24 protein-coding genes and 3 pseudogenes are annotated in these 22596 nt (G+C 58.2%); 17 read left to right on the top strand and 10 right to left on the bottom strand.

The annotated features are described in order from the left end of the window. Window positions 1-332 precede the first annotated feature (332 nt). Window positions 333-1052 carry a metallophosphoesterase family protein gene (locus BLV07_RS05080; protein WP_244550980.1) on the bottom strand — a complete coding sequence of 240 codons (720 nt, stop codon included), beginning with the start codon at window positions 1050-1052 and terminating at the stop codon, window positions 333-335. A gap of 161 nt (window positions 1053-1213) precedes the next feature. Here BLV07_RS05080 and BLV07_RS05075 point away from each other — a divergent pair, with 161 nt between their 5' ends. From BLV07_RS05075 to tnpC (BLV07_RS05045), 8 genes and pseudogenes are all read left to right on the top strand, one after another. Further along, the gene (locus tag BLV07_RS05075) at window positions 1214-2167 is read left to right on the top strand and encodes an MBL fold metallo-hydrolase (protein WP_349524294.1); all 954 of its coding nucleotides are present in this window, start codon (window positions 1214-1216) and stop codon (window positions 2165-2167) included. After that, window positions 2167-2466, top strand: a complete 300-nt coding sequence (locus BLV07_RS50055; protein WP_349524292.1) for a hypothetical protein — start codon at window positions 2167-2169, stop codon at window positions 2464-2466. The genes BLV07_RS05075 and BLV07_RS50055 overlap by 1 nt, the downstream gene beginning before the upstream one ends. Further along, a complete protein-coding gene (locus BLV07_RS05070; RefSeq protein ID WP_091880693.1) occupies window positions 2456-3451 on the top strand; it encodes a hypothetical protein in 996 nt (331 codons plus the stop codon). Before BLV07_RS50055 ends, BLV07_RS05070 begins: the two co-directional genes overlap by 11 nt. A gap of 76 nt (window positions 3452-3527) precedes the next feature. Further along, a complete protein-coding gene (locus BLV07_RS05065) occupies window positions 3528-3944 on the top strand; it encodes a hypothetical protein (RefSeq protein WP_091880690.1) in 417 nt (138 codons plus the stop codon). A 95-nt stretch (window positions 3945-4039) separates the two neighbouring features. Beyond that, window positions 4040-4465: a hypothetical protein gene (locus tag BLV07_RS05060; RefSeq protein ID WP_143035350.1), complete on the top strand. Its 426-nt coding sequence runs from the start codon at window positions 4040-4042 to the stop codon at window positions 4463-4465. A 199-nt stretch (window positions 4466-4664) separates the two neighbouring features. Continuing rightward, window positions 4665-5087, top strand: coding sequence for an IS66-like element accessory protein TnpA (tnpA, locus tag BLV07_RS05055; RefSeq protein WP_091880686.1), 423 nt, complete (start codon window positions 4665-4667; stop codon window positions 5085-5087). Beyond that, window positions 5084-5437 (top strand): IS66 family insertion sequence element accessory protein TnpB, encoded by a 354-nt coding sequence (gene tnpB / locus BLV07_RS05050; RefSeq protein ID WP_091880683.1) that lies wholly within the window; start codon window positions 5084-5086, stop codon window positions 5435-5437. Before tnpA (BLV07_RS05055) ends, tnpB (BLV07_RS05050) begins: the two co-directional genes overlap by 4 nt. Before the next feature lie 69 nt (window positions 5438-5506). After that, window positions 5507-7097, top strand: a pseudogene (tnpC, locus tag BLV07_RS05045) (IS66 family transposase). A 321-nt stretch (window positions 7098-7418) separates the two neighbouring features. Here the strand turns inward: tnpC (BLV07_RS05045) and BLV07_RS05040 are convergent. Both BLV07_RS05040 and BLV07_RS50260 read right to left on the bottom strand, forming a co-directional pair. Further along, window positions 7419-9512: an AAA family ATPase gene (locus BLV07_RS05040; RefSeq protein ID WP_244550968.1), complete on the bottom strand. Its 2094-nt coding sequence runs from the start codon at window positions 9510-9512 to the stop codon at window positions 7419-7421. Between the two features lie 417 nt (window positions 9513-9929). Next, the gene (locus BLV07_RS50260) at window positions 9930-10544 is read right to left on the bottom strand and encodes a DNA-3-methyladenine glycosylase (protein ID WP_502689888.1); all 615 of its coding nucleotides are present in this window, start codon (window positions 10542-10544) and stop codon (window positions 9930-9932) included. Here BLV07_RS50260 and BLV07_RS48615 point away from each other — a divergent pair. After that, window positions 10464-10709, top strand: coding sequence for a hypothetical protein (locus BLV07_RS48615; RefSeq protein WP_244550967.1), 246 nt, complete (start codon window positions 10464-10466; stop codon window positions 10707-10709). The genes BLV07_RS50260 and BLV07_RS48615 overlap by 81 nt on opposite strands. Window positions 10710-10716: 7 nt before the next feature. Here BLV07_RS48615 and BLV07_RS05030 read toward each other — a convergent pair whose 3' ends face one another. Beyond that, window positions 10717-11748 (bottom strand): agmatine deiminase family protein, encoded by a 1032-nt coding sequence (locus tag BLV07_RS05030; RefSeq protein ID WP_091880677.1) that lies wholly within the window; start codon window positions 11746-11748, stop codon window positions 10717-10719. Window positions 11749-12284: 536 nt separating this feature from the next. Between BLV07_RS05030 and BLV07_RS05025 the strand changes: the two genes are divergently transcribed. The 5 genes from BLV07_RS05025 to BLV07_RS05005 all read left to right on the top strand — a co-directional run bounded on the left by BLV07_RS05025 (window position 12285) and on the right by BLV07_RS05005 (window position 17562). Next, window positions 12285-13742 carry an IS4 family transposase gene (locus tag BLV07_RS05025; RefSeq protein WP_091880673.1) on the top strand — a complete coding sequence of 486 codons (1458 nt, stop codon included), beginning with the start codon at window positions 12285-12287 and terminating at the stop codon, window positions 13740-13742. Between the two features lie 73 nt (window positions 13743-13815). Further along, complete coding sequence (tnpA, locus tag BLV07_RS05020; protein ID WP_091880670.1) at window positions 13816-14217, top strand: IS66-like element accessory protein TnpA; 402 nt, start codon at window positions 13816-13818, stop codon at window positions 14215-14217. Next, window positions 14214-14561 carry an IS66 family insertion sequence element accessory protein TnpB gene (gene tnpB / locus BLV07_RS05015; RefSeq protein WP_091880667.1) on the top strand — a complete coding sequence of 116 codons (348 nt, stop codon included), beginning with the start codon at window positions 14214-14216 and terminating at the stop codon, window positions 14559-14561. The genes tnpA (BLV07_RS05020) and tnpB (BLV07_RS05015) overlap by 4 nt, the downstream gene beginning before the upstream one ends. A 45-nt stretch (window positions 14562-14606) precedes the next feature. Further along, a complete protein-coding gene (gene tnpC, locus BLV07_RS05010; RefSeq protein ID WP_091880664.1) occupies window positions 14607-16271 on the top strand; it encodes an IS66 family transposase in 1665 nt (554 codons plus the stop codon). 841 nt (window positions 16272-17112) lie between these two features. After that, window positions 17113-17562, top strand: a complete 450-nt coding sequence (locus BLV07_RS05005; RefSeq protein WP_091880661.1) for a hypothetical protein — start codon at window positions 17113-17115, stop codon at window positions 17560-17562. Window positions 17563-17636: 74 nt separating this feature from the next. Here BLV07_RS05005 and BLV07_RS05000 read toward each other — a convergent pair. Next, window positions 17637-18061, bottom strand: a pseudogene (locus BLV07_RS05000) (DUF2130 domain-containing protein). Between the two features lie 52 nt (window positions 18062-18113). On the opposite strand from BLV07_RS05000, the pseudogene BLV07_RS49695 reads away from it, so the two are divergent. Beyond that, a pseudogene (locus tag BLV07_RS49695) lies at window positions 18114-18655 on the top strand (DUF2130 domain-containing protein); the annotation flags it as partial. 129 nt (window positions 18656-18784) lie between these two features. Here BLV07_RS49695 and BLV07_RS04990 read toward each other — a convergent pair. The 5 genes from BLV07_RS04990 to BLV07_RS04975 form a co-directional block, all read right to left on the bottom strand. Continuing rightward, window positions 18785-19504, bottom strand: a complete 720-nt coding sequence (locus BLV07_RS04990) for a DUF6602 domain-containing protein (RefSeq protein WP_091880658.1) — start codon at window positions 19502-19504, stop codon at window positions 18785-18787. Continuing rightward, window positions 19501-19929 carry a hypothetical protein gene (locus BLV07_RS48305; protein WP_210187786.1) on the bottom strand — a complete coding sequence of 143 codons (429 nt, stop codon included), beginning with the start codon at window positions 19927-19929 and terminating at the stop codon, window positions 19501-19503. Before BLV07_RS48305 ends, BLV07_RS04990 begins: the two co-directional genes overlap by 4 nt. A gap of 65 nt (window positions 19930-19994) precedes the next feature. After that, window positions 19995-20312: a nucleotidyltransferase domain-containing protein gene (locus BLV07_RS48300; RefSeq protein ID WP_210187785.1), complete on the bottom strand. Its 318-nt coding sequence runs from the start codon at window positions 20310-20312 to the stop codon at window positions 19995-19997. 12 nt (window positions 20313-20324) lie between these two features. After that, the gene (locus tag BLV07_RS04980) at window positions 20325-20588 is read right to left on the bottom strand and encodes a DUF1883 domain-containing protein (protein ID WP_091880655.1); all 264 of its coding nucleotides are present in this window, start codon (window positions 20586-20588) and stop codon (window positions 20325-20327) included. A 2-nt stretch (window positions 20589-20590) separates the two neighbouring features. Further along, window positions 20591-20809 (bottom strand): hypothetical protein, encoded by a 219-nt coding sequence (locus BLV07_RS04975; protein ID WP_091880652.1) that lies wholly within the window; start codon window positions 20807-20809, stop codon window positions 20591-20593. A gap of 26 nt (window positions 20810-20835) precedes the next feature. On the opposite strand from BLV07_RS04975, the gene BLV07_RS04970 reads away from it, so the two are divergent. Together BLV07_RS04970 and BLV07_RS04965 are read left to right on the top strand one after the other, a co-directional pair. After that, window positions 20836-21285, top strand: a complete 450-nt coding sequence (locus BLV07_RS04970) for a helix-turn-helix domain-containing protein (RefSeq protein WP_244550966.1) — start codon at window positions 20836-20838, stop codon at window positions 21283-21285. Window positions 21286-21287: 2 nt separating this feature from the next. Further along, window positions 21288-22175 carry an ImmA/IrrE family metallo-endopeptidase gene (locus BLV07_RS04965; RefSeq protein WP_091880649.1) on the top strand — a complete coding sequence of 296 codons (888 nt, stop codon included), beginning with the start codon at window positions 21288-21290 and terminating at the stop codon, window positions 22173-22175. Window positions 22176-22596 lie beyond the last annotated feature (421 nt).

The raw sequence follows: 22596 nt of genomic DNA, 5'->3' as shown, positions 1-22596 counted from the left end.
CAGTTGTAAAGAAATCTTTGCGATTCACGCCACCTCCCCGCTTTTAGGTCGATTGAAGGTGCCTTGTCTCACCTTCACGCTTTAGCGCCTGGAAAGGACAAGCAGAGGGAATGGAGCCCTTCTTTTATGAGAACGCGATAGTCTGATTTCGACTTGTGCGGAACTGGCCTTTTCGGCGGCAGGCTCACTGTGAACACAATAGTGTATTTGTAGCGAGTTGCGCACGTGCACAAGGCTTGGCGAGAAGGTATCGCGTCTGGTTCAGCGCAAGGCTTGCTAAACAAGAAAACTGAAAGCTCGCTGACATGCCGGTCGGCTTGTTGTCTGCAGTGCTAGGCGCTCCTGGGAGTTCGCATTGTTGCGGACCCAGACCGCAGTTCAAACTTCAGGCCGTCGCTGTTGACAAAGAACAGGGGGCCTGACTGGACCGAACCAAACGCCGCTGCCGTAAGGGGTCCCCCGAAGCAGGCTCCCGTATCTAGGTTGACGCGATTAGCTTGAACGTCGGGAGCACGCGTTGCCGTTGGCGTGTGGCCGTGTACCACGAGAGCCCCGTGCCACAGCCTTGAGGACAGGAACGGCTCCCGTATCCACAACATGTCGTCCTTGGACTGAGCCTCCAAGGGAATGCCGGGTCTTACTCCGGCATGAACGAACAACCTGTGCTCGTCGCGAACTTGAAGAGGCAGCGCTCTCATCCACGCGAGGTGCTCCGCCGGGAGATCGGAGGGGTCATCTATGCCGTAAGCATCCAGCGTCTCCTCGCCGCCGTTCGCCCACCACTGAATGAGGTCGGAATCGGAGCGGTTCCGATCTGCGGCGAGGCAGAGCATATGGTCGTGATTCCCCAGGAGGCACCGGAATCGCGACGAAGAGCTGGCCTGTTCTCGCATCAAGCAGGTAATCACTTCGTCGGAGGCGGGCCCTCTATCGACATAGTCGCCCAAAAAGAGGAAATCGTGCTCGATGTCGCCCGCGCTCTTTCGGCAGGCGTCGAGCAGAGACCTGAGCTCCTCGAAGCATCCGTGGATGTCTCCAACCGCGAAGGTCATGCGTTCGTTCATATTGACCGCCCATTGCAACCAATCTAGTTGACATCAGGAGCGCTGCTTCGCCAGGCAAATATTTTTTGCAAATGTTCCATAATGTGTAAATTTCTCGGGGCCTTGATTGAATATAGGTGGATTGGAATGACTGGGGACGAGGTCGCGTAGTGAGATTGCGAATTCATCGGGGGACGCGGGAGATTGGTGGCACCTGTATCGAGCTGGAGAGCGAGGGGGCCCGAATTCTACTCGATCTCGGTCTTCCGTTGAACGCCAGCGATCTTGCTTCCACACCGCTGCCCAACGTGGATGGGCTTTCCACGGTCAGCGGCAGCCTTCTCGGTATCGTTCTATCTCATGGTCATCGGGACCATTGCGGCCTGGTTCCGAAGGTCAGCCCCACGATTCCGCTTATCATGGGGAAAGCGACCGAGAGCATTATCCGGGCGGCCGCCGATTTCGTCCCCGACACTGTCGCTTTGAATGCAAGTCACTACCTTGAGCATCGCAAGCCAATTCAGATCGGCCCTTTCACTGTCACTCCGCGCCTCGTGGATCATTCGGGCTTTGATGCCTACGCCATGGAAATAACGTCCGGCGGTAAGCGCATATTCTATTCCGGTGATCTTCGCGCTCACGGCCGGAAACACAAGTTGTTCGACGCGCTGATCAGCGATCCGCCTCGCAACATCGATCTCATGTTGATGGAAGGGTCGAGCCTTGGCCGTTTGTCTGACGACGAGACATTTCCGTCAGAGGAAGACCTTGAGGGGACGTTCGTCACGCGCTTCGAGCAGACCGAAGGCATCGCCCTGGTCGCTTGCTCAGCCCAAAACATTGACCGGGTGGTCACGATCTATCGCGCGGCGAAGCGAACGGGCCGCAGCCTCATCATCGATGCCTATGCTGCTGAGGTGCTGAAGGCCGCGGAGCGCGAGAGCATTCCCCAGCCCGCGCCGGGATGGTCAAATCTCGCAGTCTACATCCCGCAAAGACAGCGCGTTCAATTGAAGTCCAAGGGGATTGCCGCCCTGGTCGATGGCTATCGCAGCTTTCGAATCTGGCCCGGGCAGCTCGCCGGGAGCGCCCCCGCTCGGTCATGCTGTTTCGGGGGTGGATGATGTCCGATCTCGAGCAGGCCAACGCGCTTGCGGGTGCGCGGGTGTTCTGGTCGCAATGGGATGGCTATTTGGCCGATGGCCAGGCCGGAGCGGCCTTGAGGGCCGATTGTGATCGCCGCGGCATTCCGTTCGAAACGGTACATACCTCGGGACATGCCGGTCCGTCCGACCTCAAGCGCCTTGCCGCTGCCGTGGCAGCGAAGCGCCTGATCCCCATTCATATATTTGAACGGCTTCGCTTTCCGGAACTTTTTAGCAACGTGGAATTGGCAAACGATGGTGAATGGATTGGCGTCTGAACTGGACTTCCTGAAGCGCGGTCTGTCCGGCTCGCAAATCGCAGGTTTGAAAGGGCTCGCGGACAGCCCGGATGATAATTGGTGGAAGGAGGTTCTGGAGAGCAAGAAGCTGCTGCTTGCAGTCCGAAACGGATATTTGAACGCTTATGTCAAGGGCCAGAGCGTTTTCAAGATTGCTTTCGGGAAAGGCAGCAGCGGCGGCAGCCAGCCCCGCATTGCCATCCATTACAAGTATCTGGTGAAGCCGGACCTTGAGAAAAAGGATCCGTATGTGTTGTTCGATGGAAAGACGTTCGATCTCAAGCCGGACGCCATCGTGAACACGGAGTACAAGTCAAAGCTTACCTTGCCGCAACTGATCAGGACTGCTGAGCGATTTGCCGTGGCCGAGAAAATCGGCGTGCACAAGATCGCCAGGAAGGAGCCGAAGGTCGTTGATCTCGAAATTGCCTTCACGAAGGCTGGGGAGAACGGTGATCTGTCCGCTCCGCGGATGGATATCGCCGTATTGGTGCCGGGAAAATCGGGTGGAGCGGAGCTGGTCTTCTGCGAAGCAAAATGCGCGGACAATCCCGAGTTGTGGAGCTTGGAAAAGCTGCCCAAGGGAGAAAAGAACCTTCGTCCTCTCGTGCGTTCCACGGCCGTGATCGCTCAAATCAGGAAGTACGAGCAGTTCATTCAGGCCAACGAGAATCAGCAAAGCCTGATTGATGGCTACGTCAGCGTCTGCAAGAATCTGGTCGAGCTCAGCACTCAAAGCTCGGCCAGGCAGGTCGATGACCTAGTCCGGCAGGTTGCAGAGGAGAAACTCTCGCTATCGATCCACCCGCACGTTTATCTCCTAATCTACGATTTCGGCCAGGACGAGAAGGACGGCCGGATCAAGAAAAAGCGGCAGGAGCTGAACAAGGCAGGAATAAGGACCATTGCCAAGGGAAAACCCGGTGACTTCCAATTGGCGGATGACATATTGCGGACGAAATGAAGGAATGGACGGTGATGCGCCGCCGCCGCAGTGCTTGGCCGGAGATGCATTCGTGACGAGAGGTTGAGGCGGAGGAATGGATTATTCGCATCAGCACGCTGCCGACGGTCCGCCGCGCGTAGGTATTTTTTGGGGCATACCCGGTGAGCGCGGCAGCGTAGCAATTCTGGAAGACTTCACACCGCTTGATGAGGCTGAGCGATACGGGGGCTTCCTAACTCACCCAGGCGGACACTACGAGGTCTGGGAATCTTGGCGCTCACAAAGAAATTCGGTCGCTGCTCGACGTGGCCTGCGCAAGTTCGTCGTTGAGAGCGAGTATGAAGACTTGCCGCGAGGTCGGATCGTCTATGACGTGGATAGGGCAGTCTTTGTCATCTATGCCGACCGTAAACTGCAGAAGCCCAATATCGTAACTAAGATTGTCGAAGCTTTTGGACTTACCGATCAGCCTTACGTGATTCGGTCAGACCAGCACTATCGTACCAAGTGAGCCGCATTGCAGCTTACAAGCCTGCGGCCTACGCGAATTGAAGCGTCGTTCCAGGGTTGCTCATTGTATCTTTGGTGGAAGGGAATGAGGCGCAAGTGAGTAAGATCGACCATACACGACCGATCCTGCGTCTAATCGACGACCTTAAACGCAGCCGAATGGAGGCTCTTCTACCGAAGGCATCCCAGCAGCTCTCGGGGGACCAGATAGCGCCAGCCGAGTTACGGCAAAAACCGGATTTCGAATCGTTCGGTGCACGAACTGAGGAGCTCAGTCGCGAGTTGCATCAGGCCGCCTGCTCAGTGCTGGCTCATATCGAGAAGCATGGCGATGTTCGGCTGGTCGATAAATTAATGGCCGCTACCCCTGCCTTCGTGGACAACCGCAAACTCGCTCGCTGGTTTACCGCCTTCGGTCCGGTTGACATCGTAAACGGAAAGGCCAAGTCCAAGCCCGGTACCCATACATTGCTCAAGGAGGCGATAGGTACCCCTTTCTGGACCCTAGACTTGGGGGAATAGCGTGTGTGCGAGTGGAGCTTCCTGCCTTGCCACTTTGTGGGCGGCTGACGAGGTGGCCACGGCCCTGCCGCGCAAGGGAAACCTCGCGCGTTGAAAAGTGATCGAGTTAGCCTGTTGAAAGTAAGCGCTTAGCCGGAGCCCTTGCTTCGGGATCGGGATAGCTGTGCGAAGAAGCCTCCGGGTTGGACGGAGGTTTGAGATGGGATTGGACAGCAAAAAGGACATCCATTTAGACGGCCCGTCGGCGGGGTCGGTGAGCCGGTTGGAAGTTCTTGAAGGACCGTCGGGGCGCCGCGTGCGTTCGGAAGCTGAGAGAGCTCGGATCGTCGCCGAGAGTCTGTTGCCCGGTGCCCAGGTGGCCGAGGTAGCGCGCAAGCACGGAGCAACGCGCTGGCAGATCTACGATTGGCGACGGCGGCTTCGACAACGAGGCGTGTTGCCGCCGTGCGAGGCGCCGCATCCCAGATTCGCGCCGCTGGTCGTAGAAGGTGCGTTGGAGGAGCGTCACGTTCCGGCGATCAAGCTTGAGATCGTGATCGGTGATGTCGTGCTGCGGACGGATACGGCCATAGATGGCGAGCAGCTGTCCCGGGTGATCCGTGCGGTGCGAGCGTCACGATGATCGCGGCCGGTGCTGATCTGAAGATTTACGTTGCAACGCGGCCGATCGACTTCCGCTGTGGCCACGATGGGCTTGCGGCGAAGGTGCAGGAGATGCTTGGTCTCGATCCGTTCAGCGGTGCAGCCTTCGTGTTCCGGTCGAAACGGGCGGACCGGATCAAGATTCTGGTGTGGGATCGAACGGGCCTGGTGCTGGTGCATAAACGCCTCGAGGGTTGCAAGTTCGTGTGGCCAAAGATTGCGGACGGCGTGATGCGGATGTCGCCGGCGATGTTCGCGGCCTTGTTCGAGGGGCTGGATTGGAGGTTGGTCCGCCCGGAAGAAGCACGGCGCCCGCAGGCGGCGGGATAACTGCGGCAGAATGACTCGGCAGCTATTTTGAACGTGGCACGCGCGGCGGCGATGTGCTCGAAATAGCGCATGAGCATCGCGGCGCTGCGCGACGAAAACGAACGCCTCAAGGCGCTTTTGGCGCAAACGCAGGCGGCCTTGAGCGAGCATCAGGGGGCGCTGGCGGCGTCGGAGGAAGCGCGGCGTCGGCTGGAGATCATTCTCGGCGAATTGCGACGCGAGAAGTTCGGCGCGAAGTCCGAGAAGCTGGGGCCAGATCAGTATCACTTACCCCTGGAAGACGTGGAGATCGCGCAAGGCATCCTGGACGCGGCGCAGGAGAGAGCCGAGGCTGTGATCAATGGCCGATCGCGGAACGTGCCGGATCAAGGTCATCATCGCAATCGCGGCTGCTTGCCTGCCCATTTGCCGCAGGTGGAACGGATCATCGAGCCTGCGAGCACGCTCTGTCCGTGCGGTTGCGGCGCGATGACGAAGATCGGCGAGGACGTCAGCAAACGCCTCGACGTGATCCCGGCACAATGGCGGGTGTTGGTCACACGCCGCCCGAAATACATCTGCCGCCGCTGCGCGGGCCCTGTCGTGCAGGCGCACGCGCCGGAGCACGTCGTACCCAGCGGGCTGCCGACCGAAGCAGCCATTGCGCACGTGATCGTCTCCAAGTTTGGTGACCATACGCCGTTTTACCGCCAGTCTGAGATCTATGCGCGCCAGGGCATCCGGCTTGATCGGGCAACGCTGGGCAACTGGTCCGGTCGCGCCTGCTTCCATCTTCAACCCATCGCGGACCACATGCGCCGCCACCTGGCCATGGCGGATCGTCTGTTCATGGACGAAACCACGGCGCCGGTACTCGATCCCGGGCGCGGCCAAACGAAGAAAGGCTACTTCTGGGCGATCGCCTCCGACGACCGCGGCCACAGCGGCCCAAGTCCGCCGATCGTGCTGTTCCGATATGCCCCCGGTCGCAGCGGTGCCTTTGCGGAGCAGTTCCTGGATGGCTTTGGCGGACGCTTCCCTGCAATGCGATGCCTATGACGGTTATGACCGGCTGACCGAAGTCGCTCGACCGCAAGGGCCGTGGACGCTCGTTCATTGCTGGAGCCATTTGCGCCGGCGCTTCGTCAAATTGGTCCGCAACAGCAAATCGCCGATCGCCGAGGCCGCCGTTCGGCACATCGCACAGCTTTACGCCATCGAGGCCATGGTGCGCGGCTCATCGCCGGACATCCGGCTCGCCGCGCGAAAGGAGCATTCGTTGGCTCTCGTCGCCACTTTGAAAACGTGGTTCGATAAGCAGCTGTCGATGATCTCCAGCGGCTCGACACTTGCCGAAGACATCCGCTATGCGCTGAATCACTGGCAGGGGCTGACCCGCTTCCTCGAAGACGGGCGCCTCGAGCTCGACACCAACCCGGTCGAGAACGCCATCCGGCCAGTTTGCCTGACCAGGAAAAATGCGCTCTTCGCCGGTCATGAAATCGGGGCAGAAAACTGGGCCTTGCTCGCGTCGCTCGTCGCCACCTGCAAGCTCAACGACGTCAACCCGGCTGCCTACATCGCTGAAACACTCGAGGCGATCATCGACGGCCATCCCCATAGCAGGATCGAAGACCTCATGCCGTGGAGATTCCGCAAAACGTCAAGCCAGCCTCAATAGGGTCCCGGCTAAGCGCTTACTGTTGAAACATGTGTGCCGCCACACAAAAGCAGGCAGTTGCCAACGTGTGCAGTGGCTGCAAATCCGGGTTCAATGTTTCAGCGGCTGTGCCTTGCCTGTGTTGCTGCCTCGTTAGCAGAAGGCGCGGACCAGAGGCGAAAATCAAACAGCGATCTTGGCTGCAGGCCAGACAATAGCCTCGAACCTTTCTCGATGCGCCAAACCCAACTGCGCCGTGCAAAAAGCCTCGCACCGAGTTGCCCCTAACCGCACAACTTACCATGCTGTTGTATGGTCGAGAGCTCCGCATGAATGCTGACTTTAGCTCTCGCTCAACAGATCCTCAAAAAGCTTTGCCCAATTGTCCAAGGTCGCGTTATCGAAAAGAGGTTTTGTTGATTCTAATGCTCGTCTCTTAGCTTCGCGCGCCACGTCCACCTTCCATCCATCATCCAGTGGAACGCCTTGTGATTTCGCCCACGCCTCGATTTGCGGAACGATAGGCACTCCGGACTTCACAACGTCAACAAATGGTACATCTGCTTTGCGTCCCCAGCGGTCCACGGCTGCGACAAGGAAGTCTTGGGGGAAAAGGTCCTCGATCTCGGAATTAGTGAAGCCGACATACTTGTCCGTAGTTTTTACCTTGCCCTTGGCGCTTTGGTACAAACCATTTTGCAGGTCGCGCGCCATCTTCCTGCCAGCGTCATCTCCGTCAAGGAGCACGTTTGGCAGAACCTCATCTTTTCCGCCGAGGATACTAGCAATAACCTTGGCGTTGTTCGCACCATGAGAGGGCGGGAACACCAGCTCTCGCTTTGGGGTTATCTTCTTGTTGGCGATCAGTACCGTTTTGATGAGAGCTAGGTAATGTTGGTCCGACGGTCCCTCCACGATCACAGGATGGCAGCCATACAGGATGCTTTCAGCGAGGCTCATGTTGAGCGCGGAGTAAATCGCGTATGTAGCTCCGGCTCGCCGAGGATTATCGCTGCCCTGTCGCAGGTCTGACGACGATTTAGTTGAGCCGTCCTCCGAAACAAAGACTTTCCGCACGCGGTCGAGCATGTCAGCATCGACTAGAAAGGGCGAATGCGTCGTGTAAATAATTTGATTAGTCGACGCGAGGTTTTCGAAGAATGCCGACAAGTCGCGTTGTGCCAGTGGATGTAGAGAGAGCCCCGGTTCGTCCAAGAGTAAAATCGCATCGGCATGGACGCCGCTGCTTTCCACCAGGAAAATAAGGTAGAAACTCAGAAACCATTGTAACCCGCTGCTACGATCTTCCAGTTCGATCTTTTCCGGCCGCTTCGAATCGCTGACCCAAATCCGAAAGTGGTCGCCGTCAGCTTGAAATTCGAATGTATAGTCACCTTGCTTCCACCAGTCGCGGAACTTTTTTGTCAGATCAGTTCCGGCCGAGTTCAACAAGATCGTGCGTTCGCGCTTTTTAGTCGCGATCTCCGCAATCTCTTGTTCGTTTGGTTGGCGGCTAGGATCCCGGAAATCGCGTCCGAGTTCTAGAATTTGCTGTGGTTGTAGTTGCACAAAATTGAACAGGACCCGAAGTGTCCTAGCTTTTGCGGCCTCCTTCGCGCCAAGGTCTTCGCGCGCTAAATTTTGAACGACATGCGGCAAGTAGATTTCGGAGTCGAGGTTGCCGTAATTTGAATAGTATACGAATCTCGGCAGGCTCTCGATTACGAGTTGTTTCACCGCATCGATTTCATTTGGCGCAGGAGCCAACAGTTTTAGCCTAGCGACCTGTAAGTCTTGGATCAGCAGATTCAAACGCGGCACAATCGAGCTTGTTGGAGCTGGCGTTTCAGGAAGGAGCGCTGAGAAGGGCGCAACCACAGCATCTAGCGCTTCAGCGTCATAAGCCGAGACTGGCCCGTCGCTCTGTTTTGCAGATGCTAAAGCGGCTTGTATGTCGGCCTTCAAACTCCCTTCCTTGCTTAACTGATTCATCGCGCTGATGTCGGTCTCAGCGGCCGTAAGGATTGCGACTAATTCCGCGCTGCTTAGCGTATCCGTCTTCTTGAAGTTCGGAAATGTGACTGTGTGTCTCCCATCGAAGAAGCGGTGGACACAAACAAGTGCAACCGAATTCTTATCCAATCCGGTAAGCTCAGTGAGCTTCGTCTTGATTGCATCAGTCGGCACAAACTCCGCATGTATGAACGGAAATGAGCCTGGAGCCGCACGCACTGCTGCGTAATTACCCTTTGGATAATCTGACGTGGGCTTAATGTCGCCTTCGCGTGCCGGGTTCAGCTTCCAGAGCGGGAGCAACAGATTAGTCTTGCCGGACTCATTGACACCAATCAGCGCTGTAACTCGCTCGGCGTCGATCCAGCCGCTGTCAACGACGGATCGAAAATTCGTCACCTTAAATCTGATCAACCGCATCATAATCTCCCGGCCCTCGCTACGAGATTGTCCTGGCAGACAGACAAACGCAATGCGTTTAGCCTCAAGAGTCCACAACTCGATGGGGCACATCGGAAAACCGGACGGGCGTCAGTGGGCGGAAAATCGCGGCGGCAGCCCGCCCCGGTTTCGCCTGCATGATCAATTGATTGTAGAGCCGCATTCGCCCGCAAGGGGAGGAGGGTCCCCGCGCAGTGTTAAGCCACGGAGCCAATGAATTCAGGGGAAAGCCGTCAGGGGCAACGTAAATGGCGCTCCCCCGGCTCGAATCCTCGACACCTCACATCTACCAACTGCGCAGGCGCTCTCAACTGTCGGCTCCCTTGCCGTCCGTCATACGCAGTGATCCGGGCTGGTACAAGCGGGCGCTCGCGATACCGGCTCACCGCTGCAGAGCCTTTATCCCGCTGAACCTTCATATTGCCCGTTGGAAAGAGGATATCGCTCGTTTCCACGTTCGCTGACAAACGCTGAACCGCGGATCGCGTATCGTCGAATTATATTCGCTCCCCGCGTAACGTTCACTCTGGGGCCGCAAACAATTCCCGGGGGCTCGGTGCTACTAAATAGCCGGAGCGAGGTTCTTGAAATGGGGGCTCCATCCATGCCAGGCTCGATACCGAGCGCTTGAGAAAGCCTAATCGGACCAGAGCAAAGTTTTTGCTCTAGCTCCGCATCGGAAAGGCTCTTGACGAACTTTAGCCGCCGATCCTTCATCGCATCAACGCTATCGTTGCATGGTTCAACTGCTCGGATCAGAACGGCACTTCCGTAGTCCAGTGCTCCGCACGTAAGATTCAAATAGCAATACTTTGGACCGTCCTTGTAAACGTATACGTGCCCTCCGGGCAGGTACATCGAATCGAAGAATCTGCGCGGAAGTCGTTTCCCGAGAGGACGTTTGTCGTCGAAACAGTGCGCAGCAGGGTCGGCTTGGCAATATGCCTCTGTTTCAACGATCCGGCCTCCAACCGCAGTGCCCTGCTCATCGACGTTAAAGAGGAAAGCGCCTATCAGCGCTCTTGCGACAGTTTCAACATCGGATTTGAAGAACTCCTGTGGAAGTGGTCGGAGGGACTCGAACGAGGTGCAATCAAACCCGATCATATTTCGTTTTCCCTTGATTCCGGCATTGGCTGCGTTAGGCAGCGCACGCCGCCGCCGCCATTTGCAATGTGATCAATCCTTAGCATACGAATCTCTCTTCGGGGAAAGCGGACTGCAAAGCGTTCCTCGCCGCTTCATCCCGCTCTGGGTCTCCAAAAATCGCGGTGATCACTGCGCCATTGGCAACGTGCGCATTTAGGTAACATGGCGCGAACAGTGAGCCCGAAAATCGCCAGAACCTTTGGCGAGGCGGCAAAACCTCAGCAACTCTGAACAGGGACATTCTCGTGTCTGTCATTGTTGTTAGGATATGGATATCGGCGGCCCGGCGGTTGTTAGATCGAAGGCCAGTGTCAATTCCCTCGACCAGAACGGTGCGAGATGGGGCAAAAAGCACATAACCGTCTGCGTGCCCACTTGGGATTGGTTCGTTCCTGTCGCCCTCAAGCCATACGACGTTGCGACCTCCTACTGACCAGAGCCCATGTTCAATTCGCGCCATACATGCGTCTGTCTCACCGGCAATCGCAGAATTTCGATTTGGATTGAGCAAGCAGCTCTTCGTCGTGACAATCGTACCGTATCCATCCGTGACAAACGCGCCACCCTCCGCGACGAATGGCACGCAAACTGTTGGCAATCCGGTGATAGATGCGATGGCTCCGGCAAGACGGTCTCCGGAACGAGGCGGACGCAGAGAGGTGGAGCCCCAACCGTTGAAGTTCCAGTCGATTGCAATGGGTGCGCCGTCTCGCAGCGCAAACGTTGGCAAAATGTCTCGCATCCAAATATCGTCAACGGGAGCCGGGAGGATTTCGACATTCTGACCAAAGTTCAGACATTGGGCTTCGTTGATAAGGTCTGGCGGCACTAAAAGCCGAACCGGCTCATATTCGGCGACCGTGCTGATGACTTCGCGAAGCTCTCGCTTCACGTTGTCTACGTCAGCTCCCCACTCTCGATGCACAGCCCAAGCCATATAGCAGAAGGCGTGCGGCTCCCATTCGGCGGGGATCTTGATCTCTGGAATCATTTCGCGGGTCTTTTTTGAGCGATCTGACCGGTCACAGCACAATTCGTCGGTCGATAAGCAGAACGCCTTCCTCATCATATTCTAGGCTCGCAGAGAACTTTCTATGCGGACGTTCCGGTCGCAGCCTCGCTTCGGATATCCCGGCTAAGTTCCGAACAGGGCTATTTGCTGAGAGGGCATGAAGGAAGTCATGGACTAAGGCAGTCAGAACAGGAGTTCTGGCCTCGTAATCTGGCACATCGTCAAATCCAAGCAGAGAGTCACTGGTCCAGAACGCAAGATCGCAGCAGGCCAAGGTGTTCGCGATCCTCGAATTATCGAATTCGAGATCGCACAGCTCGTGCGGGTGGCTGGGGCCGCGCCCCGCGAAATGCGCAAATCCGAGGATAGCATCGTAGGAATTATGGAGATGTGGCAGAACGTCGGGCCAGTCGACTCGACTGAGCCCACACGATTCAACGTCGATTAACGCCACTCGATGGTATCCCTCCGGCAAAGCTTTCAATTACCCATAATTTTGACCACTCGGGCTGATCCGCTGATCGGCGAAATCTTGAATCGAAAGAATCACTTGTGATTCCTTGCTGAGCACCTGATTCGCGAGGGGGTGCTCTATGGGGCTGACATTAAGGGATCGATCGGCCAAAGGCTGTTTGCCGTCCTTGGAAGGTGAATGTTGGATTGATCGAGAGAGTAGTGGATGCGAGTTTAGGGACGCGCGGCTCGGCGACAGATTCCGCAAACTGCTCACGCAGATTGGAAGCGCCATGGGACAAAGCATTCCGCTCGTCTGCCAGGATTGGGCGAATACCAAGGCAGCCTACCGCTTCTTCTCTAATGACCGGGTCAGCGAAGCGGACATTCTGGCCGGCCATTTCCAATCGACACGTGATCGTGCCGCCGCCACTGAAGGTCTCGTTCTTGTGCTGCACGACACGACCGAGTTCAGTTATCAACGCGAAAAGTCAGAAGCGATCGGCATCACCAAGAGCATAAACAGTGGACGGGATAAGGCGGGTCGCCTCAGATCGCACACGGTTTGCGGCATCCTGATGCATTCGAGCCTTGCGGTTACAATCGAGGGGGTGCCGCTGGGGTTGGCGGCCGTTAAGTTCTGGACTCGGAAGAAATTCAAGGGGACGGCAGCGCTTAAAAAGAAGATCAATCCGACCCGAATTCCCATCGAGAAAAAGGAAAGCGTCCGGTGGTTGGAAAATCTCAAGCAGTCCACGCAACTGTTGGATCATCCGGGACGATGCATCCATATCGGTGATCGCGAGAGTGACATCTACGAGCTTTTCTGCGCAGCACAGGAGATCGGAACTCATTTCCTAATCAGGACCTGCGTCGACCGCTTGGCTGGAGACGGGGACCACACGATCGCCGACGAAATGGACGAGGTCGCCGTCAAAGGGCTCCATCGCATCGAGGTCAGAGACAGCAACGGCGATCCTGATGAGGCCGTCCTCGAGATCAGATATCGCAAGATTCGCGTCCTGCCGCCGATCGGAAAGCAGAAGCGCTATCCCGCGCTGACCCTGACGGTGATCCATGCCGAAGAGCGCGGGACGCCGAAAAACAGAAAGAAGATCGATTGGAAGCTGATCACCGACCTGCCTGCTAGTTCCCGCACCGACGCCATTGAGAAACTGGAATGGTATAGTTTGAGATGGAAGATCGAGGTGTTCCACAAGATCCTCAAATCGGGCTGCAAAGCTGAGGAGTCGAAGCTCAGGACCGCCCAGCGTCTGACCAACCTGATCTCGCTCTTTTGCATCCTGAGTTGGCGGGTCTTCTGGATGACGATGCTCAACCGTTCCGCCCCAGACGCGCCGCCAGCCCTCGCGTTGACCGCGATTGAAATCGGCGTGCTCGATCGCCTCGTCAACGACAAACCAAAAGCAAAACAGAAAACGCTCTCGCACTATCTGATCAAGATCGCCCGGCTCGGCGGTTATCTCGCCCGCGCCAGCGATCCGCCGCCCGGCAATACCGTTATGTGGCGCGGGCTGTCACGCCTCACCGACATCGCGCTGGGCGCCATGGTCGGCGGAGAATTTGTGGGTAATTGAAAGCCGGCAAAGGCCGTCTTGTTTGAGGGACGCGAGGGCTGCAGGTCCTAGGGGTAATCCTAGGAGAAGCGCTATGACGATTTCGAGGGCGGAGGTGATCACATCGGTCGAGCGGCGGCGCCGGTGGTCGCAGGATGAGAAGGAACGGCTTGTTGCAGCATCGCTCGAGCCCGGAGCCAGTGTTTCCGAGGTGGCTCGCATGGCCGGCCTTCATGTGAGCCAGCTGTTCAGGTGGCGCAAAGAGCTTTGCAAGCACGGTGAGGCGAGTATAGCGCCGTTCGTGCCGGTCGAGATTGGGCCGTCTGTGCCGCCGCGGGAGGTGGCCGAAGCGCCATTGACGACGGTGCCGGCGCGTCGGCGGAAGAGCCATGGCATCATCGAGATCGACCTTGGTAGCGGGCACCGCATCCGGGTCGATGGTGACGTTGATGGAGACGCCCTGCGTCGAGTTCTTGATGCTCTGGTGCGCCGATGATCTCGGTTCCGACGGGCGCGCGAGTGTGGCTCGCGACAGGCTACACGGACATGCGCCGAGGCTTTCCATCGTTGGCACTCCAAGTGCAGGAGGTGCTGCGCAAGGACCCGCTCAGCGGTCATCTGTTCGTCTTCCGCGGTCGCCGAAGCGATCTTGTGAAGGTGATCTGGCACGATGGCCAGGGAGCATGCCTGTTCACCAAAAGACTCGAGAGAGGAAGGTTCATCTGGCCATCGGTTGCGGGCGAAGCAGTGACGATCTCGCCGGCGCAGATGAGCTACCTGTTGTCCGGAATCGATTGGCGCAACCCGCAAGAAACCCAGCGTCCGACGCGGGTCGGATAACCGTTTTGGGTTTGAATTTGCTGCTTGATCTGATTCAATGGCTTCATGACATCGAAGCCGGGCGCTCTTCCTTCGGACCTCGCGAGTGCCTACATGGCGCTGCTGGCCGAGCGCGAGGCTTTGCAGGCAAAATGCGATGTGGCCGTCGCGGACGCTGCCAGTGCGCGGGCGGAGCTGTCGGCCAACGAGGCGCTGATCGCGCACCTTGAGCTGCGGATCGAGAAGCTCAAGCGCGAACTGTACGGGCAGCGCTCCGAGCGCACGGCGCGGCTGATCGAGCAATTGGAATTGGAACTCGAAGAACTCGTCACCACGGCGAGCGAGGACGAGCTTGCCGCGCGGGCTGCCGCGGCGAAAACCCAGAGCGTGCGCGCCTTCACGCGCAAGCGACCATTACGCAAGCCCTGGCCGGACGACATCGAACGCGAGCGCGTCGTCATTGAGGCGCCAACGACCTGCGCCTGCTGCGGTGGGACGCGCCTGGCGAAGCTGGGCGACGATGTGACCGAGACGTTGGAGGAGATCCCGCGCCGGTTCAAACTGATCGAGACAGTGCGCGAGAAGTTCACTTGCCGCGATTGCGAGAAGATCAGCCAGCCACCGGCGCCGTTCCATGCCACGCCGCGCGGCTTCATCGGCCCGCAATTGCTGGCGACGATCCTGTTCGACAAGTTCGGCATGCATATCCCGCTCAACCGCCAGAGTGCGCGCTTCAAGTGCGAGGGGATCGACCTGCCGTTGTCGACGCTGGCCGACCAGGTCGGCCACGGGACCTTCGCCGTCATGCCGCTGTTCCAGCTGATCGAGCGTCATGTGCTCGCGGCCGAGCGCCTTCATGGCGACGACACCACCATCCGCATCCTGGCGAAGGGCAAGTGCACGACCGGCCGGATCTGGACCTATGTGCGGGATGACCGGCCCTACGGTGGGCCTGCGCCGGCGGCGGCGGTCTATTACGCCTCAAGTGACCGACGGGGCGAACATCCTCAGAAGCATCTGGCCGCCTTCGCCGGCATCCTGCAAGCCGATTGCTATGGCGGCTTCGAGCCGTTGTTCGACCCGCAAAAGAAAGCGATGCCGATCACGCCGGCGTTCTGCTTCGCCCATGCGCGGCGGGGCTTCTTCGAGCTGGCCGATATCGAGAAGAACGCCAGGGAAGGCAGCAAGGGCAAACCGGTCTCCCCGATCGCGCTGGAGGCGGTCAGACGCCTCGATGCGTTGTTCGAGATCGAGCGCGCCATCAACGGCCGCGGCGCCGACGAGCGGCGAGCCGTGCGCCAGGAGAGAAGCAAGCCGCTGCTCGAGGACATGCACGCCTGGCTGCTGCGCGAGCGAGAAACCCTCTCGCGCTCCTCCGAGGTCCTGAAGCCCATGAATTACATGCTCAGGCGCTGGGCCGACTTTGCCCGCTTCCTCGACGATGGCAGGATCTGCCTCAGCAACAACGCCGCCGAAAGAGCGTTGCGCGGCATCGCCTTGGGAAGGCGCAATTGGACCTTCGCCGGCAGCCTGCGCGGCGCCGACCGCGCCGCCATCATGCTGACGATGATCACGACCTGCCGCCTCAACGACGTCGATCCCAAAGCCTGGCTCGCCGACGTCCTCGCCCGTATCGCCGATCTTCCAGCTTCGCGTCTGCACGAACTGCTGCCCTGGGAATGGAAGCTTCTGCGCCAAGCCGACAAGCCCGCCGATCAGCAGGCCGCCTGACCTTCACGCAGCGCCATCATAGAGCTGCCCGTGCCCGCGCGCATGCGTCAATCAGGCGGTCTTCGTCGTATGCGTACACTCGATGAGAACGGCTGGACCCTGTTGTTGTTGGAAGCACAGATCGGACTGCAGGGCCAATTTCGCTGAAATCGTCGAGGTGGAATGAGCACCTGCCGACGAGAGGATCAAAGCCATACCATTCCGGAAAAGCCTCTAGAATGGATTTCACGCTTTTAGCGAGGGTTCTAGATGAGAAAAGGTCATCCCAGACGATGACGCGTCCTACGGATGCTGCAAGCGTGTTGGTCTCAATCTCGCTTACTCTAAACGTCCAAAAATCGATGGCGGACGCGCTAAGCGCATCGTCTGGAGGAGATTGCTTCCCATCCTTGCAAATATGCAGCCATGTCGCAGCTCGTCATCATTAGCGATGACAAAAGCTCTCTCGTTGCCGTCCGGGTCGACCCGGCGTCTGCAAGGAACGAAGGAGGAGAGCGAACACGAACCGGCTCCCGCAATTAGCTTGCGACGTGTAATAACAGTCACGGAAAATCTCGTGGTAGGGCAGCGAACGGTCGCGACCACAATGAAGCGTTCGCAATTGTTGTCAAATAACGCTAATAAAAATCTGCTTTGGATCCTAGGTGCCCAACCCTCGGGTTGTGCCGGTAGAGCCTCGACTATGGTTCACTGCGAATATAAAAGTTGGCGACATAACTCGCCACCGTTGCAACGAATGAAGATCGCTGGCCTAAAGGCATTGGCGTCCAAGCGAGTAGCCTTGAGATATTGAACGAAGTGCCCGCTTGTCAGAAGAAGCTGGCCGCGTACAATCGTTATCATGACAACTCCCTCAATTGAGCAAACCATTGCTTTCATCAAATCGGCCCATGCCGGTCAGGTGGACAAGGGAGGTGTTGAATACTGGAAGCATCCCGTATCCGTGATGAATCGACTAGGGCCAGATGCCTCTATCGAATGCAAGCTCGTGGCGTTGCTTCATGACGTGATCGAGGACACCAGATACACCGCGGAGGATCTGCTTCGCTTGGGTTATCCTCACAGGGTTGTGGATTCGGTGCAGCGCCTCTCAAAACCTAAAGGCATTCCGTACCTTGATTGCATCAAAGAGATTGTAAGGTCAGGTGACCGCATGGCAATGGCGGTGAAGAGGGCCGACAACCAAGACAATCTCGATCCTGCCCGGCTGGCGAAGCTGCCGCCTGAGAAACGAGCCGGTGACGACAAATACCGGCGCTCTATTGAATTGCTGACGGCCGCGCTCAAGTAAGCAAGTTCGTTTCGCGGGCCGCACAATCCAAATGTAGCGCGGCATGGAGCTTGAGACCCGGCTGCGGCATCGACCTAAGCGGCTTTGCCTTCGAGCAGCGGCGGCTCCTCTATCGCCGAAATCTCGGGCATTGCTTGCCCCATAATGCCGTGCAGGTCGCCTACCATGCCAACGGTAGATTCAACCATCGCACTGACTTGAGCTTCGCGTTTGGCCCAGGCTTTCAGCATGAACTTGCGCTCTTTATCGATGTCGTCTCGCATGTCTTTGAAGCGCTCAACAATGGCTTCAATCCGCTGTTTGAACCTTGATCCGGTAAGATAATGATAGACCTGTTCAGCCTTTGACTGCTGTCCGTCGTGCGTGAGCTGGCGACCTCCAAAAGACCTTGACGAAGAGTTAGGGCAACCGGAATCGCGCAGCGCGGGTGTGCGACGTAGACGCCATCGATCAGGTCGAAGGTCTCCACACCTTTGGGTAGGGCAGTGGAAATGATCAAGGCGATGTCGGCCTTGGCTGAACGCTTGTTGTCGCGGCCGATACCTGGCTACCAAAGCAAGAACGAAGAGTTCCTCAAGGAGCTCGACCGCGATCGCACTGAGAAGGGGTGCGAGTACGCTATCCTGGTCTCATTGCTCGAACCGGATAACGAACTTACAATACCGGCATCGTTGACGTCTTCCACCGCTACCCGAAAATGTAGGTCATCCGGCCGCAGTTCTTTCTCCCGATGATTACGCTTCTGCGGAATGCGGCCATCAACTCGCTCAAGTGCAAGACCGAGCTCGCGCTTGTGAAGGCGCAGAATATCGACATCACCCAGTTTGAAAGCCAGCTTGAGACGTTCAAGACCTCATTCTCGAAGAATTACGATCTTGCCTCCCGGCACTTCCAGACCGCGATCGCAGAGATCGACAAGTCTATCGACCATCTGCAGAAGACCAAGGATGCGTTGATCGGAGCCGACCGGAACCTCCGCCTTGCGAACGACAAGGCGCAGGACGTCACGATCAAGAAGCTGACTAGGGGCAATCCAACGATGGCGGCGAAATTTGCTGAGCTGAAGAGCCCGCCCGCTGAAGCCGCGGAGTGATCTCTGCCTAGCTAGGTTAAAGAGAGAGCGCCGGACATTTCATGGAGAACTTGCCTAGGTTGGTCAAAACCGCACGGCGCCTGGTAGCGGTCCTACGCAAGCGAGAGCCGGCTTGAGGTGCAGGTTCTCTCAGTCCTTTAGGAACTTTGCATAGGCTCGAACATCGATCATGGGCACCGTCGCGATCGTCTGCAGTCTCGCGATCAGCTCCAACAGGAATGCCGTTGCGGCGCGCTTATCGGCTTCGATCGTGTGGCCTTTCTCCTGCTTCATAAAGATCCCGTGTGCGGCCACGCATCCCAGGTCCAGCGGTGCCATCCCGTCAGCCGCCGTCAGCGCCTTCAGCGGCGGTTCGCCCAGTGCCGGCTTCCACTCGCTCTCAAACGTGAGCAAACCGCCGATGATGTGTCCAGGCGGCTTGGCTGGCTGCATACCACCGGCGGAGGGAATTGGCAGGCTGGTTCGATGAAGAGCCCGCACGCTCGCGATTTTGCGCGCGGCGTATTCGACCTGATCCGCATCGATTGACTGCTTGGCTTCAAAGACAGCGTAGACGCTTTCGGCGGGGATCACCAGGGTGCCGTCTTGCTTGAAAATGAGCGGAGTGTACTGGCGGTCATAAATGACGATGTCGATCTGCTGGCTAGTGGTATCCGTGCTGTCGATCACGAAGGCCCGATCAACGCGATATCGCTCCGGCAAGTAGTTCTTGAGCAGTTCGATCCAGATGCCCTCCGTCGCGTCGCCCTTGGCGACCGGATGGCCGATGGCGGCGCGGCTTCGCTCGAGCCGAAGTGAAATCTCCCCATGCAGGCCGGCGAGGAGCTTCTCGAGCGACCACCCGCTCATAGGACGATGTCTCTCCAATAGGGCGCAATGAGAGCAGCCGCCGCGGCCGCCTTAATGGCCTGCTTTTCGGCCACCGTGAGATCGTCGGAGATGATGTTGTTGATGTTCGACGGGTCGACGAAGCGCGCGGTCATGATGTTACCGCGAAGATAGGTGAAGACCGTGCGCATGTTGTCGGCCAGCGGTGACAACCAGGCGGTTTCAAGCGCCTTGATGACTGCCAGTTCGAGATAGAATGACGGAAACTCCAGACTCTTCTGGGTTCGCCAGGGCTTGATAAGCCGGATCTCGGCCTGGCGTCCCGAGCCGCTCACCTTCGCGATGTGCTGCGAGGTGTCGGTCTTGGTCCAGGTATCACCGCGCCTTTTGTACAGGCTGTGGTCATTGAACAGCCAGTTCTGCCGCTTACCCGGGACCAGGTCCACCGCGTCGCCGTTGACCTTGATGCCGATCGAGACGTTCTGCGGGCGCGGCTGATAACCTGCGGCCTTCAGGGTCGCGGCCAGGTCTTGTGGACCTCCGAGAGTGTCTCTGCCGTGTCCGGCGACAGTGAGATGAACAGATCGAGGTCGGTGCCGCTCTTGTTGGCCGTGCCCTTTGCGTAGGAGCCGCTCGGCGTGACGTCCAAAAGGTATCGGCCGGCCCATTGTTCGATGACCGGCCTGATCACGCCAGGCACGAACAGGGCGGGCGATGCCAGGCCCGTGCCGACCTGTTCGCGCATCAGAATGGCGTTCAGATAATCCTGCTCGGACATCATCCGCCATCCCCGAGAATTGACGAGACCCCGCAATTCGAGTGCATTCATCGATGGTCCTTCCTACGAGAGCACCCTGACAGAGGACCGGATCGAGCCGGCCCCGCCACCCAGGTCGATCGCCACATGCCAGTGACCCGACTGCGGCACCTGCAGCCTTACCGGTGTCTGCCGCGCCTGGCCGCCATAGTAGCGATGCTGCCGGCCTTGCCGGTAACTCTGGAAATTGCCGGCATCCATCAGCCGCACGTTGGCGGCATGGTCGAGGCTGACCTCGACCACTTCTCCGCCGTTCAAGTAGCCCAGGTCGTTGTGAATGAAGTTCATGGCTACTTGTCTTTCACCGTCGTGTTCGGATGGGACTGGCCGTGCTTGGTCGTGACGTACCGGCCCGAGATGGCGCTGCGATAGTGCGGCCCCCTCGACCCGTGCCTGCCCGGTGCCTCGTGAACCGTGGTGCTCGGGTGGCTGCGTCCATACTTCGGCGTCACGTACTGGCCGGTGGTTGCACTGCGGTAGGGACCGCCGCCTTTAGTTGATTTCGACATCAGTCGCTCCTTTCCAATCGCGACTCATGTCGACGATTCTGTACAAGTATATCTATACGGTTTGCGGCTCGTCAATGGCTGTGGTACAAAATCGTCAGATGAGCGGCGCGGCCCCCAAGCCGCGCCGTTACGATTCACGAGAGGTTTCGATGGCGCTGGCTTCAAAAATCAAAGAACTGCGGCTGAAAAAAAAGAAGTCGCTTCAGGACGTTGCGGATGAGGTGGGGGCATCCAAGGCGCACATATGGGACTTGGAGACCGGCAAGAGCAGCAATCCGTCAATCGAGCTTCTGACCAAGCTGGCAAAGTGCTTCGGCGTCAGCGTCGCCGAACTGATCGGCGAGAATCCGGCGGGCGAGGATGCCGACCCGCAGGTCGTGGCCATGTATCGGGAATTGAACGAATTGAGTTCTGCCGACCGCCAAGCCATTCAGGCCATGATGGATCACCTAAAGAACAGGAAGCCCAAGGGGTAGCCATGAAGATCTCGCGGATCGACTTGGCCGACACGGGCTCGCCGATGGGCCTCGTCACCAAGATTCTGTCCGTCGAAAAGGACCTGCCAATACCGGTGCCGATCGAAGAGTTGGCCCTCCAACTGGACATCGAGCGGATCGCGCCGCTTGAGACCGAAGGCTTCGAAGGAGGCCTCGTCACTGATGATGCTCGCTCGACCGGCTTCATTCTCATCAACCGCGCGGCGCCTTCCGGCCGCCGCAGGTTCACCATCGGGCATGAGTTGGGACACTTCCTGATCGTGTCTCATCGGCCAGTCGAGGCTGGTAAATTTCTTTGCTCGCGGGCCGATATGGCCAAATGGTCAACGGAGCAGGGCGACCGCTACGCGCGCATGGAAGCCGAAGCGAACGAATTCTCCGGCCTCATTCTGATCCCGCCACCAGCCTTGAAAAAGTTCATCCCCAAGGGCGATCCGACACTCGCGCACGTCCCGCTGGTCGCGAAGCACTTTGAGGTCAGCAAGGAAGCGGCCGCCCGCGCCTACGCCCGTTATCATCCAGAGCAACTGGCCATCGTCGTCATCAAGGACGGCGTCGTCCGGCGCATCCACAAGGGGCCGACGTTCCCGTGGATTTGCGTGCACTATGGCAAGCCTGTCCCGCGGGCTTCCAGCTTTCATGCGAAAGATCTGCGGCAGCGGGTCGCCAGCGAGTTGTCATCCATCATTCCGGAGCACTGGGTGGACCTGAAGCAGGGGCAGCGGGCAGAGCTGTTTGAGCAGGTCTATCCTCAACAAGATGGGTTTGCGCTGCTGATGCTTTGGCTGGAGATCGAGGAGGCGGAAGAGGCGGACGACAACCGGACCTCGGCGCAGCGCTTCAGAGATCAACAGGCGCGCTGGCGTTAGAGTCTTGCGTCCAAGGTCGGTCGAACGGGCGGCCGAGCGTCCGGGGCAAGACATTACTGGTCGGCCCTGGTTGCCAGCCAGATTGGCATCTTCGCCGTTCAAGTAGATGGACATCTGGCTGCTCTGGACCGCACCGGCGCCGCCACCGATCTGCGCGGGGCTCCAGATCGGCGATGTGAGCGTGTAACGGACGTCCACCCCGCCTGACACCTGGACGGTGAAAGAATAATTCATCTGAACGGGGATCAGGCGCTCGGCTTCATCCTCTTCGTGCTTGGCCCGGAAGTTCACCCACGTCTGTTCGGCATTGTCGAGAAGCCAGGCAGTCAGCGGACGCTGTCCATTGACGAGGATACGGGTGTACTGCAGCGTCTCGGGCGCCGCATCGTACGCCAGCATGATCGCCGTCACGCCGGGCTTC

Source organism: Bradyrhizobium sp. Rc2d (assembly GCF_900099855.1).
GTDB lineage: Bacteria > Pseudomonadota > Alphaproteobacteria > Rhizobiales > Xanthobacteraceae > Bradyrhizobium.
The sequence above is the reverse complement of the archived record's forward strand: the minus strand, read 5'-3'. Positions and strand labels throughout refer to the sequence as shown.

Coding starts and splice junctions, on each gene's coding strand:
- BLV07_RS05005 (WP_091880661.1), top strand. CDS start 17,113: ATGACAACTCCCTCAATTGAGCAAACCATTGCTTTCATCAAATCGGCC.
- BLV07_RS48300 (WP_210187785.1), bottom strand. CDS start 20,312: ATGAATGCACTCGAATTGCGGGGTCTCGTCAATTCTCGGGGATGGCGG.
- BLV07_RS50055 (WP_349524292.1), top strand. CDS start 2,167: ATGTCCGATCTCGAGCAGGCCAACGCGCTTGCGGGTGCGCGGGTGTTC.
- BLV07_RS04990 (WP_091880658.1), bottom strand. CDS start 19,504: ATGAGCGGGTGGTCGCTCGAGAAGCTCCTCGCCGGCCTGCATGGGGAG.
- BLV07_RS04970 (WP_244550966.1), top strand. CDS start 20,836: ATGTCGACGATTCTGTACAAGTATATCTATACGGTTTGCGGCTCGTCA.
- tnpC (WP_091880664.1), top strand. CDS start 14,607: ATGACATCGAAGCCGGGCGCTCTTCCTTCGGACCTCGCGAGTGCCTAC.
- BLV07_RS05080 (WP_244550980.1), bottom strand. CDS start 1,052: ATGACCTTCGCGGTTGGAGACATCCACGGATGCTTCGAGGAGCTCAGG.
- tnpB (WP_091880683.1), top strand. CDS start 5,084: ATGATCGCGGCCGGTGCTGATCTGAAGATTTACGTTGCAACGCGGCCG.
- BLV07_RS04975 (WP_091880652.1), bottom strand. CDS start 20,809: ATGTCGAAATCAACTAAAGGCGGCGGTCCCTACCGCAGTGCAACCACC.
- tnpB (WP_091880667.1), top strand. CDS start 14,214: ATGATCTCGGTTCCGACGGGCGCGCGAGTGTGGCTCGCGACAGGCTAC.
- tnpA (WP_091880686.1), top strand. CDS start 4,665: ATGGGATTGGACAGCAAAAAGGACATCCATTTAGACGGCCCGTCGGCG.
- BLV07_RS04965 (WP_091880649.1), top strand. CDS start 21,288: ATGAAGATCTCGCGGATCGACTTGGCCGACACGGGCTCGCCGATGGGC.
- BLV07_RS04980 (WP_091880655.1), bottom strand. CDS start 20,588: ATGAACTTCATTCACAACGACCTGGGCTACTTGAACGGCGGAGAAGTG.
- BLV07_RS05030 (WP_091880677.1), bottom strand. CDS start 11,748: ATGATGAGGAAGGCGTTCTGCTTATCGACCGACGAATTGTGCTGTGAC.
- BLV07_RS05065 (WP_091880690.1), top strand. CDS start 3,528: ATGGATTATTCGCATCAGCACGCTGCCGACGGTCCGCCGCGCGTAGGT.
- tnpA (WP_091880670.1), top strand. CDS start 13,816: ATGACGATTTCGAGGGCGGAGGTGATCACATCGGTCGAGCGGCGGCGC.
- BLV07_RS05025 (WP_091880673.1), top strand. CDS start 12,285: ATGGGGCTGACATTAAGGGATCGATCGGCCAAAGGCTGTTTGCCGTCC.
- BLV07_RS05040 (WP_244550968.1), bottom strand. CDS start 9,512: ATGATGCGGTTGATCAGATTTAAGGTGACGAATTTTCGATCCGTCGTT.